Source organism: Inquilinus sp. CAU 1745, from assembly GCF_039839375.1.
Taxonomy (GTDB): Bacteria; Pseudomonadota; Alphaproteobacteria; order DSM-16000; family Inquilinaceae; genus JBDOQU01.
This window is the reverse complement of sequence record NZ_JBDOQU010000017.1, coordinates 1-16,891: the sequence shown is the minus strand read 5'-3', so window position 1 is coordinate 16,891 and position 16,891 is coordinate 1. Positions and strand designations below refer to the sequence as shown.

At 68.4% G+C, this 16,891-nt stretch carries 16 protein-coding genes; 9 read left to right on the top strand and 7 right to left on the bottom strand.

The window, feature by feature from the left end; translation table 11 throughout:
• Positions 1-38: 38 nt before the first annotated feature.
• Complete coding sequence (locus AAFN89_RS17285) at positions 39-605, top strand: DNA polymerase ligase N-terminal domain-containing protein (protein ID WP_347540462.1); 567 nt, start codon at positions 39-41, stop codon at positions 603-605.
• A gap of 3 nt (positions 606-608) precedes the next feature.
• Here AAFN89_RS17285 and AAFN89_RS17280 read toward each other — a convergent pair whose 3' ends face one another.
• Together AAFN89_RS17280 and AAFN89_RS17275 are read right to left on the bottom strand one after the other, a co-directional pair.
• Positions 609-2,195: a cisplatin damage response ATP-dependent DNA ligase gene (locus AAFN89_RS17280; RefSeq protein WP_347540461.1), complete on the bottom strand. Its 1,587-nt coding sequence runs from the start codon at positions 2,193-2,195 to the stop codon at positions 609-611.
• Entirely contained in the window at positions 2,192-3,235 is a 1,044-nt protein-coding gene (locus AAFN89_RS17275) for a ligase-associated DNA damage response exonuclease (RefSeq protein ID WP_347540460.1), read from the bottom strand. The genes AAFN89_RS17280 and AAFN89_RS17275 overlap by 4 nt, the downstream gene beginning before the upstream one ends.
• Positions 3,236-3,352: 117 nt before the next feature.
• On the opposite strand from AAFN89_RS17275, the gene AAFN89_RS17270 reads away from it, so the two are divergent.
• Together AAFN89_RS17270 and AAFN89_RS17265 are read left to right on the top strand one after the other, a co-directional pair.
• Positions 3,353-4,282: a carbohydrate kinase family protein gene (locus AAFN89_RS17270; RefSeq protein ID WP_347540459.1), complete on the top strand. Its 930-nt coding sequence runs from the start codon at positions 3,353-3,355 to the stop codon at positions 4,280-4,282.
• Between the two features lie 10 nt (positions 4,283-4,292).
• Entirely contained in the window at positions 4,293-5,207 is a 915-nt protein-coding gene (locus AAFN89_RS17265; RefSeq protein WP_347540458.1) for a pseudouridine-5'-phosphate glycosidase, read from the top strand.
• Positions 5,208-5,216: 9 nt separating this feature from the next.
• On the opposite strand, the gene AAFN89_RS17260 is transcribed toward AAFN89_RS17265, so the two are convergent.
• Positions 5,217-5,993 (bottom strand): 5'-methylthioadenosine/adenosylhomocysteine nucleosidase, encoded by a 777-nt coding sequence (locus AAFN89_RS17260; protein ID WP_347540457.1) that lies wholly within the window; start codon positions 5,991-5,993, stop codon positions 5,217-5,219.
• Between the two features lie 56 nt (positions 5,994-6,049).
• Between AAFN89_RS17260 and AAFN89_RS17255 the strand changes: the two genes are divergently transcribed.
• From AAFN89_RS17255 to AAFN89_RS17240, 4 genes are all read left to right on the top strand, one after another.
• Positions 6,050-8,530, top strand: a complete 2,481-nt coding sequence (locus tag AAFN89_RS17255; protein ID WP_347540456.1) for a ligase-associated DNA damage response DEXH box helicase — start codon at positions 6,050-6,052, stop codon at positions 8,528-8,530.
• 74 nt (positions 8,531-8,604) lie between these two features.
• Positions 8,605-9,234, top strand: coding sequence for a glutathione S-transferase family protein (locus tag AAFN89_RS17250; RefSeq protein WP_347540455.1), 630 nt, complete (start codon positions 8,605-8,607; stop codon positions 9,232-9,234).
• A 10-nt stretch (positions 9,235-9,244) separates the two neighbouring features.
• Positions 9,245-9,970: a ligase-associated DNA damage response endonuclease PdeM gene (gene pdeM, locus AAFN89_RS17245; RefSeq protein ID WP_347540454.1), complete on the top strand. Its 726-nt coding sequence runs from the start codon at positions 9,245-9,247 to the stop codon at positions 9,968-9,970.
• 65 nt (positions 9,971-10,035) lie between these two features.
• Entirely contained in the window at positions 10,036-11,487 is a 1,452-nt protein-coding gene (locus AAFN89_RS17240) for a deoxyribodipyrimidine photo-lyase (protein ID WP_347540453.1), read from the top strand.
• Here AAFN89_RS17240 and AAFN89_RS17235 read toward each other — a convergent pair.
• Positions 11,457-12,338, bottom strand: a complete 882-nt coding sequence (locus AAFN89_RS17235) for an AraC family transcriptional regulator (protein ID WP_347540452.1) — start codon at positions 12,336-12,338, stop codon at positions 11,457-11,459. The two genes, AAFN89_RS17240 and AAFN89_RS17235, sit on opposite strands and share 31 nt — an antisense overlap.
• A 10-nt stretch (positions 12,339-12,348) precedes the next feature.
• Here AAFN89_RS17235 and AAFN89_RS17230 point away from each other — a divergent pair, with 10 nt between their 5' ends.
• Entirely contained in the window at positions 12,349-12,759 is a 411-nt protein-coding gene (locus tag AAFN89_RS17230; RefSeq protein ID WP_347540451.1) for a DUF2000 family protein, read from the top strand.
• A 62-nt stretch (positions 12,760-12,821) separates the two neighbouring features.
• Here AAFN89_RS17230 and AAFN89_RS17225 read toward each other — a convergent pair whose 3' ends face one another.
• The 3 genes from AAFN89_RS17225 to AAFN89_RS17215 form a co-directional block, all read right to left on the bottom strand.
• A complete protein-coding gene (locus AAFN89_RS17225) occupies positions 12,822-13,301 on the bottom strand; it encodes a DUF2147 domain-containing protein (RefSeq protein WP_347540450.1) in 480 nt (159 codons plus the stop codon).
• 70 nt (positions 13,302-13,371) lie between these two features.
• Positions 13,372-13,569 (bottom strand): (2Fe-2S)-binding protein, encoded by a 198-nt coding sequence (locus tag AAFN89_RS17220; RefSeq protein ID WP_347540449.1) that lies wholly within the window; start codon positions 13,567-13,569, stop codon positions 13,372-13,374.
• An 84-nt stretch (positions 13,570-13,653) separates the two neighbouring features.
• On the bottom strand, positions 13,654-14,862 hold the full coding sequence (locus AAFN89_RS17215) for a urate hydroxylase PuuD (protein ID WP_347540448.1): 1,209 nt from the start codon (positions 14,860-14,862) through the stop codon (positions 13,654-13,656).
• Positions 14,863-14,959: 97 nt separating this feature from the next.
• On the opposite strand from AAFN89_RS17215, the gene AAFN89_RS17210 reads away from it, so the two are divergent.
• A complete protein-coding gene (locus AAFN89_RS17210) occupies positions 14,960-16,600 on the top strand; it encodes a M20/M25/M40 family metallo-hydrolase (RefSeq protein WP_347540447.1) in 1,641 nt (546 codons plus the stop codon).
• Positions 16,601-16,891 lie beyond the last annotated feature (291 nt).

Below are 16,891 nucleotides of genomic sequence, written 5' to 3'. Positions count from 1 at the left end.
GGCCTGATGGTGGCGACCGCGATCTTCCTGACCTGCGGATGTCGAGCCGGCGCGCGGGCGAAGGCACGCGGACGCTGACGGGCGGAGACATGAAGACCGAACAGTTGGAGAATATATCGCGCACGCGGCCGAAGGCTGTCGTGGGTGGCGGGGAACAGGCGTTCCTGTTCGTGATCCACCGCAACGTCGCTTCTCCCCTTCATCACGATTTTCGGCTGGAGATCGACGGCGCGATGAAAAGCTGGGCGGTGCCTCACGGCCCCTCCATGGACCCGACGGTCAAGCGCCTCGCCGTGGCGATCGACGACCAGACGGTCGAGGAGGCGGTGCGCGCCGCGGGGGAAGGGGCGATCCTGTGGGATCGCGGCACCTATGAGTGCGTCCAGGCCAGGGACGGCAGGCCCGTCTCCCCCGCCGAGGCGCTGGCCGACGGCAGGCTGGTCTTGCGCCTTCATGGCGAGAAGGTCTCAGGCACCTTCGCCTTGCAGCGGACGGGCCAGGGCAAGAAAGCGAACTGGCTTCTGATGAAGACCGACGAGGACGGCACGCCCCATCGCCGGACACCGTCGCGTGCCCGGCCCCGCCGTCCCCGCACGGACTCCTGACGGTCAGCGGACGATCAGCTTTTCCAGAGTCTCCAACTCGTCGGCTTCGTCCGCCGGCTTGTCCCACCTGATGCGATGAACCCTCGGGAAGCGCATGGCGACGCCGGATTTGTGGCGGGCGGAGGGATGGACGCTGTCGAAGGCGACCTCCAGCACCAGCCCCGGCCTGACCTCCCGCACCGGACCAAAACGGTTGACCGTGTTGTTCCTGACCCAGCGGTCGAGTTGGCCCAGCTCCTCGTCGGTGAAGCCGAAATAGGCCTTGCCGACCGGCACCAGCTCCCGGCCGTCCCCGTCGGCCTTCGGCCGCCACGCGCCGAAAGTGAAATCCGAATAGAAGCTGGACCGCTTGCCGTGCCCTCGCTGGGCATACATCAGCACGGCGTCCAGCAGCAGTGGCCCACGCTTCCATTTGAACCAGGGTCCCTTGGGACGGCCCGACGTGTAGGGCGCGTCGCCGCGCTTCAGCATCAGACCTTCGATGGCGTTGTCGCGGGCGCCGGACCGAAGCTCCGCCAGCCCGTCCCACGCGGCGAACGGGACCATGGGCGACAGATCCATCCGCGCCGGCTTCTCCCTTTCGAACCATTGCTCCAGCCGCAGGCGGCGGTCGTCGAACGGCAGGGGCCGCAGATCTTCCGCGCCGTCGCGCAATATGTCGTAGAGCCGGACGCCCGCCGGATACTCCTCCAGCATCCGGGCCGTCACCGCCTTGCGGTTCAGCCGCTGCTGGAGGTGGTTGAAGGGTGCGACCTCGCCGTCGCGGACGACCAGCAGTTCCCCATCCAGCACGGCATCGAAATCCATCTTTTCAAGGATGTCCGGAAACGCGCCGCCGACATCGTCGCCGGTGCGGGAGAAGATCCGCCGCTGGCCATTCCGCGCGACGAGCTGGATGCGAATCCCGTCCCACTTCCATTCCGCGCGGAACAGCGCGGGGTCGAGCTGCTCAAGATCCGCCTCCTCCAGCGGGTTGGCGAGCATCAGGGGCCGGAAGGTCGCGCGATCGTCGATGGAGGGCCGGGGGCCCGCGCCCTCCAGCCAGGAGAACAGCTCCCCATAAGGCGGCTTCAGCCCGTGCCAGATCTCCTCGATATCCGCCACATCCTGATTTCCCCAGAGGCCCAGCGCGGTCTTGGCCAGCCGCGCCGACACGCCTATCCGCATGCCGCCGGTGATGAGCTTCAGGAGCGCGAACCGTTCCGTCGGGTCCATGGCGTCGAGGAAGCCGGAAACGATGGCGGGCGCGTCCGACCGGCTGGCGACGGCCAGGCTGTTCACCACCTCCGACAGCGTAGGCGCTTCGGAAGCATCGGGATGGATGGGCCAGGCCAACGAGACGGTTTCCGCCAGATCGCCCACGAAATCATAGGACCATTCGAACAGCGCAGGGTCGATCCGTTCGGCGGCCAGCGCCCGGACGATGCCGGATTTGACCGTCGGGAAGGACAGCCCTTCGGACAGGGCCGCCAGGGCGTAGCCGCGATCGGGATCGGGCGCATGGTCGAAATAATCGACCAGCAGGCGCAGCTTGCCGTTCCGCGACGGCATGAAGACCAGCGATTCGATCAGGGCGGCGAACGGCTTCATTCGCTGTCGTCCTCCTCGAACCCGACCAGCCGCAGCGCCCGCGCCCGCCGCCCCTGCTTCTCCGCTGCGTAGACCAGCGCCTCCTCCCGCCCGTGGGTCACCCAGACCTCCGGCGCGTCGACCTCCTGCAAGGTCGCCAACAGCTCATCCCAATCGGCATGATCAGAGATCACCAGCGGCAGTTCCACGCCGCGCTGGCGGGCACGCTGGCGCACGCGCATCCAGCCGGACGCCGCAGCCACCACCGGATCGGGCAGCCGCCGCGACCAGCGGTCGGTGATGGCGGAGGGCGGGGCGAGCACGATCTGGCCGGCGAAGGTCTCCTTCGGCAAATCCATGGCGGGGCGGAGGTCACCCAGTTCGACCCCTAGGGACCTGTAGAGGTCGCAGAGCGCGATCAGCGCCCCATGGAGGTAGATCGGCCGGTCGTAGCCGACGGCGCGAAGTTCGGCGATCAGCCGCTGGCACTTGCCCAGCGCGTAGACGCCGACGACATGGGCGCGCTCGGGAAACAGCTCGATGGAATGGAGCAGCTTCGCGATCTCCCCTGCCGCCGGCGGATGGCGAAAGACGGGCAGGCCGAAGGTCGCCTCCGTCACGAAGACATCACAGTGGACCGGCTGGAAGGGCGGGCATGTCGGGTCCGGCGACCGCTTGTAGTCCCCCGACACCACGACCCGGCAGCCGCGCCAGCTCATCACCGCCTGCGCGCTGCCCAGCACATGACCCGCCGGGACGAGCTGCAGATCGACCTCGCCCAGCCGCGTCGTCTCCCCGTAGGGAAGCGCTTCCAGCGAGCCGCCGGCCCCATCTCCGTAGCGGGCGCGCATGATGGCCAGCGTCTCCGGCGTCGCCAGCACGGCGCGGTTGTCCGGGCGGGCATGATCGCCGTGGCCGTGGGTGACGACGGCCCGGTCGACCGGGCGGACAGGGTCGACGAAGAAGCCGCCCGGTTCACACCAGAGGCCGTCGGACGTGACCCTGATCCAGCTTTCGGGCCGAGGGCTTTCGGGGCGAGGATTGACGGACATCACAGACATATTGGCCGAAAGTCGCACAAAATCATCATCTTCCGGTCCCCTGCCCTTGCCGACCGAAAGTTTCGCGGCGCATTATCGGCAGGCCCTCGTACCTCTTTTCGGAGACCAGAAGGCTTCATGGCCGCTTCCATCGTCTGCTTCGGCGCCGCCCATATCGACCACAAGGCCCACGCCGTGGGCGCGGTGACGATGGGAACGTCCAACCCGGTGACGGTGGTCCGCAGCCTGGGCGGCGTCGCCCGGAATGTCTGCGAGGGGTTGTCGCGTCTGGGCTGCCGGACGGCGCTGGTCAGCCGGGTCGGACGGGATTCCGAAGGCGATCTGGTGGTCGAGGAGATGCGGCAGTTGGGGACCGACGTCTCCTTCATCGACCGGTCGACCGCTCAGCACACCGCCAGCTACACCGCGCTGATCGACGGACGGGGAGAACTGGCCGTCGCCATGGCGGACATGGCGATCTATGACGAGATCGCGCCGGAGAGGATAGAGGCGTTGCTGCCGGCGCTGGCGTCATATCCGGTCTGGTTCCTGGACACCAACATGCCGGCTTCCGTCGTCCGGCTGCTCCTGGAGCGGCGTCCGCCGAGCGTCTCCCTTGTCGCTGTCGACAGCGTTTCGGTGCCGAAGGCGGAGAAGCTGCGCGGCCTGCTGGGGCATATCGACATCCTGCTCACCAACCGGGACGAGGCCGGTTCGCTGGGCGGGATGGAGATTCGCGCGCCGCTGGATGTCTGCGAGGCGGCCTACCGGCTGAGAGCGGAAGGGGTCGGGACCATCGCGGTCAATATGGGCGCGGACGGAAGCTTCCTCGCCAGCGACCGAGTCTACGATTTCTTCGCCCCGCTGCCGGCCGATGTGCGGGACGTAACCGGGGCCGGGGACGCGCTGGTGGCGGGCCTGCTTTACGGACAGGCCGGTGGCCGGTCCATCGGGGAAGCGATGCGTCTTGGCCTGGCCAGCGCCGCCATGGCGATCGAGAGCAGCGAAACCGTCAACCCTGACCTGACTTCCGAACGGCTGCTGGCGCGCGCGGGCCTGAACCGCTAGACCTTTCACCATGACCAAACCCGACTTCCTTGATCTCTCGCCCGAGGTCGCCGACGCCCTTGCCGGAAACCGCGCCGTCGTGGCGCTGGAAAGCACGATCATCGCGCACGGCATGCCCTATCCCCGCAATGTGGAGACGGCCCGCGCGGTCGAAGCCATCATCCGGGAGGAAGGCGCGGTCCCCGCCACCATAGCGGTGCTGGCCGGCCGGCTGACGATCGGGCTGGACGACGCGGCGCTGGAGCGGCTGGGCCAGGTGCCGGATGTGGCGAAGCTGAGCCGCCGCGACCTGCCTTCCATCCTGGCGCGCGGAGGCGACGGGGCGACGACGGTCGCCGCCACGATGATCGCCGCGCATCTGGCCGGGATCGGGATCTTCGTCACCGGCGGGATAGGCGGCGTCCATCGCGGCGCGGAGGAGAGCTTCGACATTTCCGCCGACCTTGAGGAACTGGCGCGAACCCCGGTCGCGGTGGTCTGCGCGGGCGCGAAGTCGATCCTGGACCTGCCCAAGACGCTGGAATATCTGGAAACCCGGGGCGTGCCGGTGATCGGCTACGGGACCGGCAGCTTCCCCGCCTTCTACAGCCGGTCGAGCGGCATTGAGCTAAGCCAGCGCTGCGACGACCCGAAAGAGGCGGCGGCGATCCTGCGGGCGCAGGCGGCGCTGGGCTATCCGGGCGGCGCGGTGATCGCCAACCCGATCCCCGAAGCCGACGCCCTGCCGGCGGAGAAGATGGATTCCGTGATCGGACAGGCGCTGCGGGAAGCCGACGCCCAGGGCGTCGCCGGCAAGGATGTGACGCCCTTCCTTCTGGGCCGGATCGTCGAGATCACGGGCGGCAAGAGCCTTGAGGCCAATATCGCGCTGGTGAAGCACAATGCCCGGATCGGGGCACGCATCGCAATGGCGCTGGCCGGATAGGCCGGGGCGTCAGAGGACCGGCAGCAGCCTCCTGACGATGCCGGCCGCCATCAGCCCGGCCTCGTCCAGGAAGGCGGGGAAATCCATGTGGCTGTCCTCGCCCGCCAGGTCGGAAAGGGCGCGCACGACGGTCACGGGAACACCGAACTTCTCCGCCACCTGCGCGACGGCCGCGCCCTCCATCTCGATCGCCAGCGCCCCGAACGAGGCGTGGAGGCGGGCTCGGGTGGCGGCGCAGTTGAGGAAGGCGTCGCCGGTGAGGATCGGCCCGTAAACGATGCGGGGCCGGCGCGGCGCACCGCCGACCGCCGCCGGTGACAGCGCCGGCAGTTCGACCCCCGCCAACGCCTTCTGGACTCTGGCGAGGACGGCCGCGTCGGCCGGATAGCCGTGATCCGTCGGCACGCCCGGCAGCGGCGGCCTGCCCGGCTGATAGGTCTGGATGACCCCGCCGGCGAGCGCACCGTAATCGTGCTGGACGAGGCTGGTCGCGACCACGATGTCGCCGACCGCGAGCGCGGGATCGAGGCCGCCCGCGACGCCGGAGAAGATGAGCCCCCGGCAGCCGAACCGGTCGAGCATCACCGTCGCCGCCATCGCCGCGTTGACCTTCCCGATCCCGCATTCCGCCAGCACGACGGACACGCCCTCCAGCCGGCCCGACCGCAGGACCGTACCGCCGACGGCCTTCCGTTCATCGACAACGAGATCGCGCTCGAAGTCCGCCAGTTCGGCGGGGATGGCGGTCAGGAGGCCCAGAGGCCGGGGGGCGTCGCGATGGGTCATGGCGGTCGCACTCTATGGCAAGGCGCGCGTCGATGTCGCTATCATCGGCGCCGACCATGACGCCCCCTTCCCTTCCCCCTCTTTTCACCGGCTGGTTCGCCTATCTGGGCTGGACTCCGCACGCCCACCAGATGGCGATGCTGGAAGCCGCGGAGGAAAAGCGGAACGCGCTGCTGATCGCGCCCACCGGCGGCGGCAAGACGCTGGCCGGCTTCCTGCCGACGCTGGTCGAACTGTCGGAACGGCCGCGCGACGGGCTGCATACGCTCTACATCTCCCCGCTGAAGGCGCTGGCGGTCGACATCCACCGCAATCTGGAAATGCCGATCGCGCAAATGCGGCTGGCGATCCGGCATGAGACGCGGACGGGCGACACGCCGGCCGCCAAGCGGGAGCGGCAGAGGCGGCGGCCGCCCCAGATATTGATGACGACGCCGGAAAGCCTGGCGCTGCTGCTGTCCTATCCCGACGCCGGAGACATCTTCCGCGGCCTGCGAACCGTCATCGTGGACGAGTTGCACGCGCTGGCGGGGACGAAGCGCGGCGACCTGCTGGCGCTGGGCCTGGCCCGGCTGGCGACGCTGGCCCCGGCGCACCGGAGGGTCGGCCTGTCGGCGACCGTGGCCCATCCGGACGCGCTGGTCGCCTGGCTGAGCCGCAGTGGGAGGGCCGGCGGCAGGGCCGATGGCGATGTCCGGACGGTCCTCGGACGGCAGGGTGCGAAGGCGGAGATCGACATATTGCGGACGGTGGAGCGGCTGCCCTGGTCCGGGCACATGGCGGTCCACGCGATGGGCGAGGTCTATGAGCGGATCAGGGAGGCCGGCACGACGCTGGTCTTCGTCAACACCCGCGCCCAGGCGGAGCTGGTGTTCCAGGAGCTGTGGCGGCTGAACGAGGACGGGCTGGCGATCGCCCTCCATCACGGCAGCCTCGCAGCGGAGCAGCGCCGAAAGGTCGAAGCCGCGATGGCGCAGGGCAGGCTGCGCGCCGTGGTCGCGACCTCGTCCCTGGATCTGGGCATCGACTGGGCGGCGGTGGATCTGGTGGTCCAGGTCGGCGCGCCGAAGGGGGCGAGCCGGCTGCTGCAGCGGATCGGCCGGGCCAACCATCGGCTGGACAGCCCGTCGAAGGCCCTGCTGGTGCCGGCGAACCGGTTCGAGGTGCTGGAGTGCCGGGCGGCGATGGACGCGGTGGCGGAGATGACGCTGGACGGCGACCCGCCGCCGCCCGGCGGTCTGGACGTGCTGGCGCAGCATCTGCTGGGGGTCGCCTGCTCCGGTCCGTTCCAGGCCGATGCGCTCTATCGGGAAATCACCAGCGCCGCGCCTTACGCCGATCTATCCCGGCGCGACTATGACGACGTTCTGTCCTTCGTGGCGACGGGCGGCTACGCGCTGGCGGCCTATGAGAGGTTCAGGCGGCTGACGCTGGAGGAGGACGGCTTCTACCGCCTCTCCGACAAGGGCGTGGCCCGGCAATACCGCATGAATGTCGGCACCATCGTCGAGGAGGTCATGGTCACGGTCCGCTTGCGTCGCGGTCGCGTGCTGGGCAAGGCGGAGGAGTATTTCTTCCAGGGACTTGTGCCGGGCGACACCTTCATGTTCGCAGGCGAACTGCTGCGGTTCGAGGGGCTGAAGGACACGGTCGCGGAATGCACGCGCGGCGGACAGGGGGAGCCGAAGGTGCCGGCCTATGCCGGCGGAAGGATGCCGCTGTCGACCCATCTGGCCGACCGGGTGCGGCGGAACCTGTCCGATCCCTCGCGGTGGAGCGTCCTGCCCGAAGCCGTCCATGAATGGCTGCGCCTCCAGCGCTGGCGGTCGGTGCTGCCGGGGCGCGACGATCTGCTGGTCGAGACCTTCCCGCGCGGGAACAAGCAGTTCATGGTCGCCTATTGTTTCGAGGGACGGAACGCGCACCAGACGCTGGGAATGCTGCTGACAAGGCGGATGGAGCGGGCGCGGCTGAGCCCGCTGGGCTTCGTCGCCACCGATTATGTGCTGGCGGTATGGAGCCTCCGGTCCGCCGCGGACCATCCGGACGGGCTGGCCGCCCTGTTCGACGAGGACATGCTGGGCGACGATCTGGAAGCCTGGATGGACGAAAGCTCGCTCCTGCGCCGGACCTTCCGCAACGTCGCGGTGATCGCCGGGCTGATCGAGCGGCGGGCGCCGGGGCAGGAGAAGACCGGCCGGCAGGTCACCTTCTCCTCCGATCTGATCTACGACGTGCTGCGGCGGCACGAGCCGGACCATGTGCTGCTGCGCGCGACCCGGCGCGACGCGGCGCGCGGGCTGATGGATGTGGAGCGGGTGGCGGCCCTGCTGCGCCGGGCCCGGGGAAAGCTGACGCACAAGGCGCTGGACCGCATATCCCCGCTGGCCGTGCCGATCCTGCTGGAGATCGGGCGGGAGCAGGTCCACGGCGCGGCCCGCGACGACCTGCTTGCGGAGGCGGAGGAGGAACTGGTGGCCGAAGCCATGCCCGAACTGGCGGGCCGCCGCCTGCCACAGGGAATGTTGCCTTTTTGACTCGATAGGGGGCTGGACGAGGCCCGATCGTTCCTATTATGTTCCCATCAACCCATTGATTGATGGAGGATGCCATGAAGCTCTATTGGGCGCCCCACTCGCGGTCGTTCGTGGCCTTGTGGATGCTGGAGGAAACCGGCGCGCCATACGAACGGGAGATGGTCGACATCCGCGCCGGCGCACAATCGACGCCGGAATACAAGGCGATCAACCCGATGGCCAAGGTCCCGACGCTGGTCGATGACGGCACGGCGATCTCCGAAACCGCCGCCATCTGCGCCTATCTGGCCGACCGGGCGCCGGAGGCGAAGCTGGCGCCGCCGATCGGGGATCTGGCGCGCGGCCCCTATTTCAAATGGCTGTTCTTCGGCCCTGGCTGCGTCGAGCCCGCCTATATGGAGAAGGCGACCGGCTGGCAGGTCGAAAGCGGCGCAGCCGGCTGGGGCGGCTATGACAGGGTGATCGACGTGCTGGACCAGGCGCTGGAGAAAGGTCCCTGGATTCTCGGCGACCAGTTCACCGCCGCCGACGTGGTCATCGGCTCCCAACTCGTCTACGGGGTGAGGATGTTCGGGCTGGTCGAATCGCGCCCATCCTTCGAGGCCTATCTCCAGCGATGCGAGGCGCGGCCGGCCTTCCAGCGGTGTCTTGCGATCGATGCCGAAGGGGCGAAATCCGTTTCTCCGCCGCCGGCCGCCGCGTAACCGAGGGACGATGCACCAGTCCCGCCTGATCCTGAACGGCGCGCCGCTGGCAGCCGATCTTTCCGGCGCACTCTGGTGGGAGGATCGGCGAACGCTGGTGGTCGCCGACCTGCATCTGGAGAAGGGATCGGCGTTCGCGGAACGGGGACGGATGCTGCCGCCCTACGATACGGCGGCGACCTTGAGGCGGTTGGCGGAGGTGTTGCGCCGGCTGTCGCCCCGGCTGGTCATCTGCCTGGGCGACAGCTTCCACGACCGGCGGGCCGCTGGACGCCTTTCCATGCCTGACCGGGAGCATCTGGGCCAGTTGATGAGCGGCCGGGAGTGGGTCTGGATCGCAGGCAACCATGACCCCCACCCGCCCGCCGGCTGTGGCGGCGCAACAACTGACAGCCTGACACTAGGACCGCTGATCTTCCGCCACGCGGCCGCTTCCGGGCCGGCGGCCGGTGAGGTTTCAGGGCACTACCATCCCAAGGCGGCGATCAGCATCCGCTCCCGGCGCATATCCGCGCGCTGCTTCGTCCATGACGGAAGCCGCCTGATCCTGCCGGCCTTCGGAGCCTATACGGGCGGGCTGGGCGTCCTGGATCCCGCCATCGCCCGCCTGATGGACCGCCGCTTCCATGTGACGATGCTCGGCGACCGCAAGCTCTACAGTTTTCCCAGCGACCGGCTGATCGGACGGCAAGACAAGACGCCCCTGCCGCCTCAGCCTGTTCGACGGAGCGCCTGAATCCATCTCCACCCCTTGCCGGGCAACCTTCCGAACCTACCCTGATCGGAGACCTGGGAGACGAAATGGGCAAGGACATCGCTTCACCGACGCTTGTCTGGTTCAGGCAGGATCTGCGGCTGGCCGACAATCCGGCCCTGCACGTCGCCGCCACCGATGGAGGCGGGCCGGTCATTCCGGTCTTCATCCTGGAGACCGCCGACCCATGGGAACCGGGCGGGGCGTCTCGGTGGTGGTTGCACGGCAGCCTTTCGGCGCTGTCGGCGGCGCTGAAGCGGAAGGGGTCGCGGCTGATCCTCCGACGGGGCGAAGCAGCCGTGGCGCTCGACCGATTGATCGGGGAGACGGGCGCACGCCGCGTCGTCTGGAACCGTGCCTACGAGCCGTTCGCGACCGAGAGGGATACGGCAATCAAGGCGTCGCTGAAGAAGCGCGGCGTTATGGCGGAGAGCCATAAGGCGGCGCTGCTGGCCGAACCATGGGAGATCAGGACCCGGAACGGCGATCCATACCGGGTCTTCACGCCTTTCTGGAAGGCGTTGAGGAACGCCGTCGACGTCGGCGAACCGCTGCCCGTTCCCCGCACCCTCGCCGTGCCCGTCGAATGGCCGAAGAGCGACCGACTGGAGGATTGGAAGCTGCGGCCGACGCGCCCGGACTGGGCAAGCGGATTACGGGAGACGTGGAATCCAGGGGAGGATTGGGCGCGCGAACGGCTGAAGGATTTTCTGGACGATTCCCTCACCGGCTACGGCGATGAACGGAACCGGCCGGACCTGGACGGCACGTCTGGCCTGTCGCCGCATCTGCATTGGGGCGAGATCAGCCCTAGGCAGATCTGGCGCGCCGTCGAAGGCCGCCGGAGCGACCTGGAGGGAAATGACGCGGAGAAGTTCCTGAGCGAGATCGCTTGGCGGGAATTCGCCCACCATCTGCTCTACGCCTTCCCCGACCTGCCGGAGAAGCCGCTGAACGAGCGGTTTGCCGATTTTCCGTGGGTCGAGGACGAAGACGGGCTGGAGGCGTGGAAACGCGGCCGGACCGGCTATCCCATGGTCGATGCCGGAATGCGGCAACTCTGGCACATCGGTTGGATGCACAACCGGGTCCGGATGATCGTCGGCAGCTTCCTGGTCAAGCATCTGCTGCGGCCCTGGCAGGCAGGCGAGAGATGGTTCTGGGACACGCTGGTCGATGCCGATCTGGCGAACAATTCCACCGGCTGGCAATGGATCGCCGGCTGCGGGGCGGACGCCGCGCCCTATTTCCGGGTGTTCAACCCCATCCTTCAGGGCGAAAAATTCGATCCCCTTGGCGATTATGTGAGACGTTGGGTCCCGGAACTGGCGGAACTGCCGAAGGAGTGGATTCACAAGCCATGGAAAGCGCCGCCGGAAACTCTCGACCGTGCCGGCGTCCGGCTGGGGAAAAGCTACCCTCACCCGGTGGTCGATCATGAACACGGCAGGCGACGCGCGTTGGACGCCTACGCATTCATCGGCAAGGGAGGCTCGTAGACCGGGCGCGGCGCGGCGTGGATGGCCTGCCATCGGCCGGGCGGGATGCCGTAGGCGCGCTTGAACTGGCGGGTCATGTGGCTCTGGTCGGAGAAGCCGCTTTCGGCGGCGGCGTCCGCCAGCCCGTGGCCGGCGCGGAGGCGGGACCGCACGCGGTCCAGCCGGCGCATGGTCAGGTATCGATAGGGGCTGGTGCCCAGCCGGGCACGGAAATGCCGAGCCAGCGTGAAGCGGTCCAGGCCGGTCACTTCCTCCAACTCCTCCGATGCGACGATCCGGTCGAAATGGGCGTCGAGGAAGGCGCGCGCCGTCTCCACCGCCCGGGCGGCCATCGTCATCGAGAACCCGCCGCCGCCGGCCGAGGCGTCGAGCGACAACAGCGCGTCGGCCAGCCGCGCCAGGGCGGCGTCGGCCTCCAGCGGCTCCGGCGCGCGTTCCATGTCGCCCAGAAGCGGCGTCAGCGCGGCGATCAGGCGCGGATCGGCCAGCACGGCGTCGGGCGCGAAGGGCAGGCTCCGCGCCCTGCCGTCCAGCGCGCCGGCGATCAGCCGCGGCTCTATGTAGAGCATCCGATAGTGGAACCCTGTCTCCACCCCCGCCCTGCCGTCATGCACCTCGTCGGGATGGATGATGATGGCGTTACCCGCCCGGCTGTCCGCTCGCACGCCGCGATAGTCGAAGGATTGGACGCCTTCTATCGTGTAGCCGATGGCATAGGTGTCGTGCCGGTGGGGTGCATAGGCGTGGCCGGCGAAGAAAGCCTCCATCCGTTCCAGCCCTGGCGGGGCCGGCGCATGCCTGATCCAGTCGCCGCACGATCGTTCAAGACCGGTCCGGCCGCTTTCCCGCATCCTCGACCTCATGCGCTTCGAAACCAAGATCGCCGTCGCGGTCCGCGAGGATCTCGCGACCTGGCAGAAACTGAATGTCGCCTGCTTCCTGTCCGGTGGGCTGGTGGGAGCCTATCCGGAACTGGCCGGAGAACGCTATGCCGACGCTTCGGGCCGGGAGTACGGGCCGCTGATCCGCCAGCCGGTGCTGGTCTTCGCCGCTTCGGCGGACGAACTGACGCGCACATTGCGGCGCGCCCTGGATCGCGGGCTTTCCCCTTCCCTCTATACGAGCGAGTTGTTCGCTACCGGCCATGACGAGGCCAACCGCGCGGCAGTGGCCGGAATCGCGACCGAGGCGCTTGACCTGGTCGGGATCGGGCTCCATTCCGACCGGAAGGCGGTGGACAAGGTGATGAAGGGGCTGGTCTTGCATCCCTAGCCCCCTCACCCTCCCGCTTCGCGGGTCCCTCCCTCTCCCACAAGGGGCGAGGGTAAAAGTTATCAGCCGCAGGGGGTTTCCGGCTCTTCCGTGCGGGTCCAGGTTTCCGTGCGGCCGAAGAGCGGGATGCCGACATAGCCGCGCAGATCCAGCGTGTCGGCGGATTCCAGCGTCATGCTGCCGGAATAGGTGTTGCCGCTTTCGGGGTCGTAGACTTCCCCGCTCACCCATTCGGTCGGGGATTCCTGACTGAAGCCTTGGAGGATGACGAGGTTGCAGAGCGGCCGGTCTTGAAGCGCCTCATCCTCGTTGTGCCGGTCCTCCGTCAGGCCGCCGGGACGCAGCGTCACCAGCTTGCCGCAGACCGAACCGCCGCAGGGTTCGATCTGCACGATCACGCCCTCGGTTCCCGTCGCCCAGTAGCCGGCGATGCCGGAATCCTGCGCTGCGGCCGCAAAGGACATGGTTGCGAGGAGGGCGAAGGCGGCCGGGCCGATGAGCCCGGAACCGCCGGAGGCGCGTCGGCGCAGCGATTCCTTCATGGAAAAAGGATGACGGAGCGGTGGAGGCTGTCAAGCATCCGCAAGAAAGCGACTGCGCCTGGTCAGGAGCCTATTCGGCGGCGACCAAGGGCACCTGGGCGCAGGCCTCGCGATGTTCGCGGACCATGTCGCGGACCTGGGAAACACACTTGCCGCATTGGGGGGCGCAGCCGAGACGGGCGTATACCTTGCCGGCGGAAACCTCACCCTCGCCCATCACGGTGCGAATCTGCCGGTCGGTCAGGGCGTTGCAGATGCAGATATACATTCGGCGGCGGCTCCAGGAAGTCGCCGATGAGATATCGCGAATGAGAATGATTGTCAATCACGCGTCCGCATCCGAAACGATCGCCTACTCGATCTCCGCTCCGGCTTCGATCCAGGCGCCGAGGATCGCGCGCTCCTCCGGCGTCATGCCCGTCACGTTGCCCAGCGGCATGGCGTCGGTCGCGACGCTCAAGCTGTGGATGGCGCGGGCGTGGCTCGCGATCTGCTCCGCCGTGTCGAAGGCCATCCCCTTGGGCGCCATGTCGATGCCCTCCCAGGTCGGATCGGCGGAATGGCAGGCGACGCAGCGCTGGTCGATGATCCTGGCCACCCGGTCGAACGGGACGACCGGCGCGGCCTCCGCCGATCCGGCCGCCAATCCAGCTGGTGGCGCAGGCGGGCGTGGGCTGCTGAGGAAGGCGAGCGCGATCATCGCCGCGGCCGCCGTGGGCAGCATCCAGAGATGCAGGCGGCCCTTGTTCTTCAGATTGAAGAAATGTCGGACGAAGACCCCCACCGCCGCGATCGCCGCCAGCACCAGCCAGTTTGACGCGCCGGAGAAGGCGACGGGATAGTGGTTGGAGATCATGGTGAAGAGCACGGGCAGCGTGAGGTAATTGTTGTGTAGCGAACGCTGCTTGCCCCGCCTGCCTTGGGCGGGGTCCGGTTCCTCCCCCGCCAGCAGCGATGCGACCGAGAGCTTCTGATTCGGGATGATGACCAGGAAGACATTGCCGGCCATGATCGTGCCGATCATCGCCCCGACCATGATGAAGGCGGCCCGGCCGCTGAAGATCTGGGAGAACCCCCAGGCCGCGAACAGCATCCAGAGCGAGACCAGGGCGGCCAGCACGAGGTCGCTCTTCCCTTCCAGCAGGCGGCAGAGCGTGTCGTAGACGATCCAGCCGACCGCCAGCGCGATCATCGCGATGGCGACCCCCTCCGCCGGGGACAGGACCGAATCGGGCTTGAGCAGATAGGTCGAGGCGCCGAGGAAATAGACCAGCGCCAGCAGGCACATCCCGCTGATCCAGGTGGTGTAGGCCTCCCATTTGAACCAGTGGAGGGTGGGCGGCAGCCGGTCGGGCGCGACCATGTATTTCTCAAGCTGGTAGAAGCCGCCGCCATGGACCATCCACAACTCCCCGGCGACGCCCTTGCGCGCGGTTTCCGGCGGGCGGAGATGGCTGTCCATCCAGTTGAACAGGAAGGACGAGCCGATCCAGGCGATGCCGACCGTGATATGGATCCACCGCACCGTCAGGTTGAGCCAGTCCGATCCCAGAATATCCATGGCCGCCCGTTTCCCTTGCCGTCGCGCGCCGGCGGAGGGTAGCACTTCACCTCACGAGTTCGATGGTTTTCACCAACGGCAAAAGGGCCAGAAGCCGATGACGACGACGCCCGACCCCGCCCGCGCCGCCCATTGGGCCATGGCCCTGACGGAAATGCCGAGCGTCACCGGCAGCGAGGACGAGGCCGCCTTCGCGATGAAGCTGGCCGCGATGCTGCGCGCCAGCCCGGCCTTCGCGGACGCGCCGGATTCGGTCTGGACGATCCGGGCGGAGGGGCGCGAGGGCCGGGCCTGCGTCGCCGGGCTGGTGCGCGGGACAGGCCGGCGCACGGTGGTGCTGACCGGCCATTTCGATACGGTGCAGACTGGCGATTACGGCCCGTTGCAGCCGCTGGCCATCGCGCCCGAGGCGCTGAAGGCGGCGCTTCTGGAGCATCTGGACCCGGTGGCGGGGTCGGAGGCGGAGAAACTGGCCCACGCCGATCTTTCCGGGCCGGATTTCCTGCCGGGACGCGGGCTCCTGGACATGAAGAGCGGGCTGGCCGCCGGTCTGGCGGTCGCGGAGGCCTTCGCCGCCAACCCGGAACGGGAGGGCAATCTGCTGTTCCTGGCGGTCCCGGACGAAGAGGTGAATTCCGCCGGGGCGCGGGCGGCGGCGCGCGCGCTATCCGGCATCGCTGAAAGGCTGGGGCTGGAGCTGGAGGCGGCGATCAATCTGGACGCCATCGCCGACAATGGCGACGGGTCCTACGGCCGGGCGGTGGCGCTGGGGACCGTGGGGAAGCTGCTGCCCAGCGCCTTCGTGGTCGGCCGGGCCGTCCACGCCTCCTACGCCGTGCGCGGGGTGAACGCCGCCGCGCTGGCGGGCGCGATCGCGGCGGCGGTCGAATGGTCGCCCGACCTGACGGAGGAGACGGAGGGCGAGGTCGGCTCCGCCCCCACCCTGCTGGGCCTGCGCGACTCCAAGACCGCCTACGACGTCACCACGCCGGAATCGGTCTGGATGTTCTGGAACATCGCCACCCACCGGCGCGGACCGGAGGCGGTGCTAGAAACCCTCGACCGCCTTGTCCGGGAGGCGACCGGGCCGCTGCTGGCGACGCTGCGGGAGCGGCGGCTTCCGGGGGACGACGACGCCCCGCCACCGCCGGCCGAGGCGGCGGTCCTGACCTATGAGGCGCTGAGGGCGGAGACGAAGGCCCGGATACCCGACCTGGACGAGCGGCTGGCGGTGTTCGCGGGGACGGTCGCGGCGGAGGGGCTGGACCTGCCGGAGCAGTGCCGGCGGATCACGGAGTATCTATGGGGCCTTTCCGGCCGGGCGGGACCGGCCGTGGTGCTGGGCTTCGCCTCCATGCCATATCTGCCGACGCTGCTGGATGGAGAGCCGCGCGCCCGCCGGCTGCGGGCGGCGGTGGAGGAAGCGGCGCGGACGGTCGGGGACCGGCACGGCGCGCCGATCGCCGTGCGCAGCTATTTTCCCGGCATCTCAGACATGAGCTTCCTGGGCGATGGCGACGAGGCGTCGGTCCCCGCCGTGGCGGCGAACACGCCGGCCTGGGGTGCCGGCATCTCCTGGCCGGAAGGCCCCGCGCTGGCGGGCGTGCCGATCGTCAATGCCGGACCGTGGGGCCGGGACTACCACACCAGGCTGGAACGGCTGCACACGCCCTATGCGTTCCGTGTGTTGCCGGAACTGCTGGCCGATATCTGCCGACGGGTTCTGGAAGAGGCCTGACCCCGAATAGTCACCCCCTCATGGTGAGCCTGTCGAACCATGCGTGCCCACACCTTTCGACAAGCTCAAGGTAAGGTTTCTCTTCAGGAAACCGTCATGCTGGGCTTGATACGGCGTCAATGGGCGGCCGGGCGACGCCCGGTCCTTCACCGTCGGTGAAGCGGAACCGACCCATGGATTCCTGTGTGTTGGATGGTTGCTATGATGGGAGCGGGAAGGAGGCCGTTGGATTCGAGGTCGCCCGATCGGTAGACCGTATGCTGGCCTGGCCCCTTCCCGCTCGTCTTGCAC

Bases quoted from the DNA above. Each gene is read 5' to 3' on its own strand.
- AAFN89_RS17250 (WP_347540455.1), top strand. From the start codon at position 8,605: ATGAAGCTCTATTGGGCGCCCCACTCGCGGTCGTTCGTGGCCTTGTGG.
- AAFN89_RS17265 (WP_347540458.1), top strand. From the start codon at position 4,293: ATGACCAAACCCGACTTCCTTGATCTCTCGCCCGAGGTCGCCGACGCC.
- AAFN89_RS17260 (WP_347540457.1), bottom strand. From the start codon at position 5,993: ATGACCCATCGCGACGCCCCCCGGCCTCTGGGCCTCCTGACCGCCATC.
- AAFN89_RS17215 (WP_347540448.1), bottom strand. From the start codon at position 14,862: ATGGATATTCTGGGATCGGACTGGCTCAACCTGACGGTGCGGTGGATC.
- AAFN89_RS17255 (WP_347540456.1), top strand. From the start codon at position 6,050: ATGACGCCCCCTTCCCTTCCCCCTCTTTTCACCGGCTGGTTCGCCTAT.
- AAFN89_RS17275 (WP_347540460.1), bottom strand. From the start codon at position 3,235: ATGTCTGTGATGTCCGTCAATCCTCGCCCCGAAAGCCCTCGGCCCGAA.
- AAFN89_RS17285 (WP_347540462.1), top strand. From the start codon at position 39: ATGTCGAGCCGGCGCGCGGGCGAAGGCACGCGGACGCTGACGGGCGGA.
- AAFN89_RS17210 (WP_347540447.1), top strand. From the start codon at position 14,960: ATGACGACGACGCCCGACCCCGCCCGCGCCGCCCATTGGGCCATGGCC.
- AAFN89_RS17220 (WP_347540449.1), bottom strand. From the start codon at position 13,569: ATGTATATCTGCATCTGCAACGCCCTGACCGACCGGCAGATTCGCACC.
- AAFN89_RS17230 (WP_347540451.1), top strand. From the start codon at position 12,349: ATGCGCTTCGAAACCAAGATCGCCGTCGCGGTCCGCGAGGATCTCGCG.
- AAFN89_RS17240 (WP_347540453.1), top strand. From the start codon at position 10,036: ATGGGCAAGGACATCGCTTCACCGACGCTTGTCTGGTTCAGGCAGGAT.
- AAFN89_RS17280 (WP_347540461.1), bottom strand. From the start codon at position 2,195: ATGAAGCCGTTCGCCGCCCTGATCGAATCGCTGGTCTTCATGCCGTCG.
- AAFN89_RS17235 (WP_347540452.1), bottom strand. From the start codon at position 12,338: ATGCGGGAAAGCGGCCGGACCGGTCTTGAACGATCGTGCGGCGACTGG.
- pdeM (WP_347540454.1), top strand. From the start codon at position 9,245: ATGCACCAGTCCCGCCTGATCCTGAACGGCGCGCCGCTGGCAGCCGAT.
- AAFN89_RS17225 (WP_347540450.1), bottom strand. From the start codon at position 13,301: ATGAAGGAATCGCTGCGCCGACGCGCCTCCGGCGGTTCCGGGCTCATC.
- AAFN89_RS17270 (WP_347540459.1), top strand. From the start codon at position 3,353: ATGGCCGCTTCCATCGTCTGCTTCGGCGCCGCCCATATCGACCACAAG.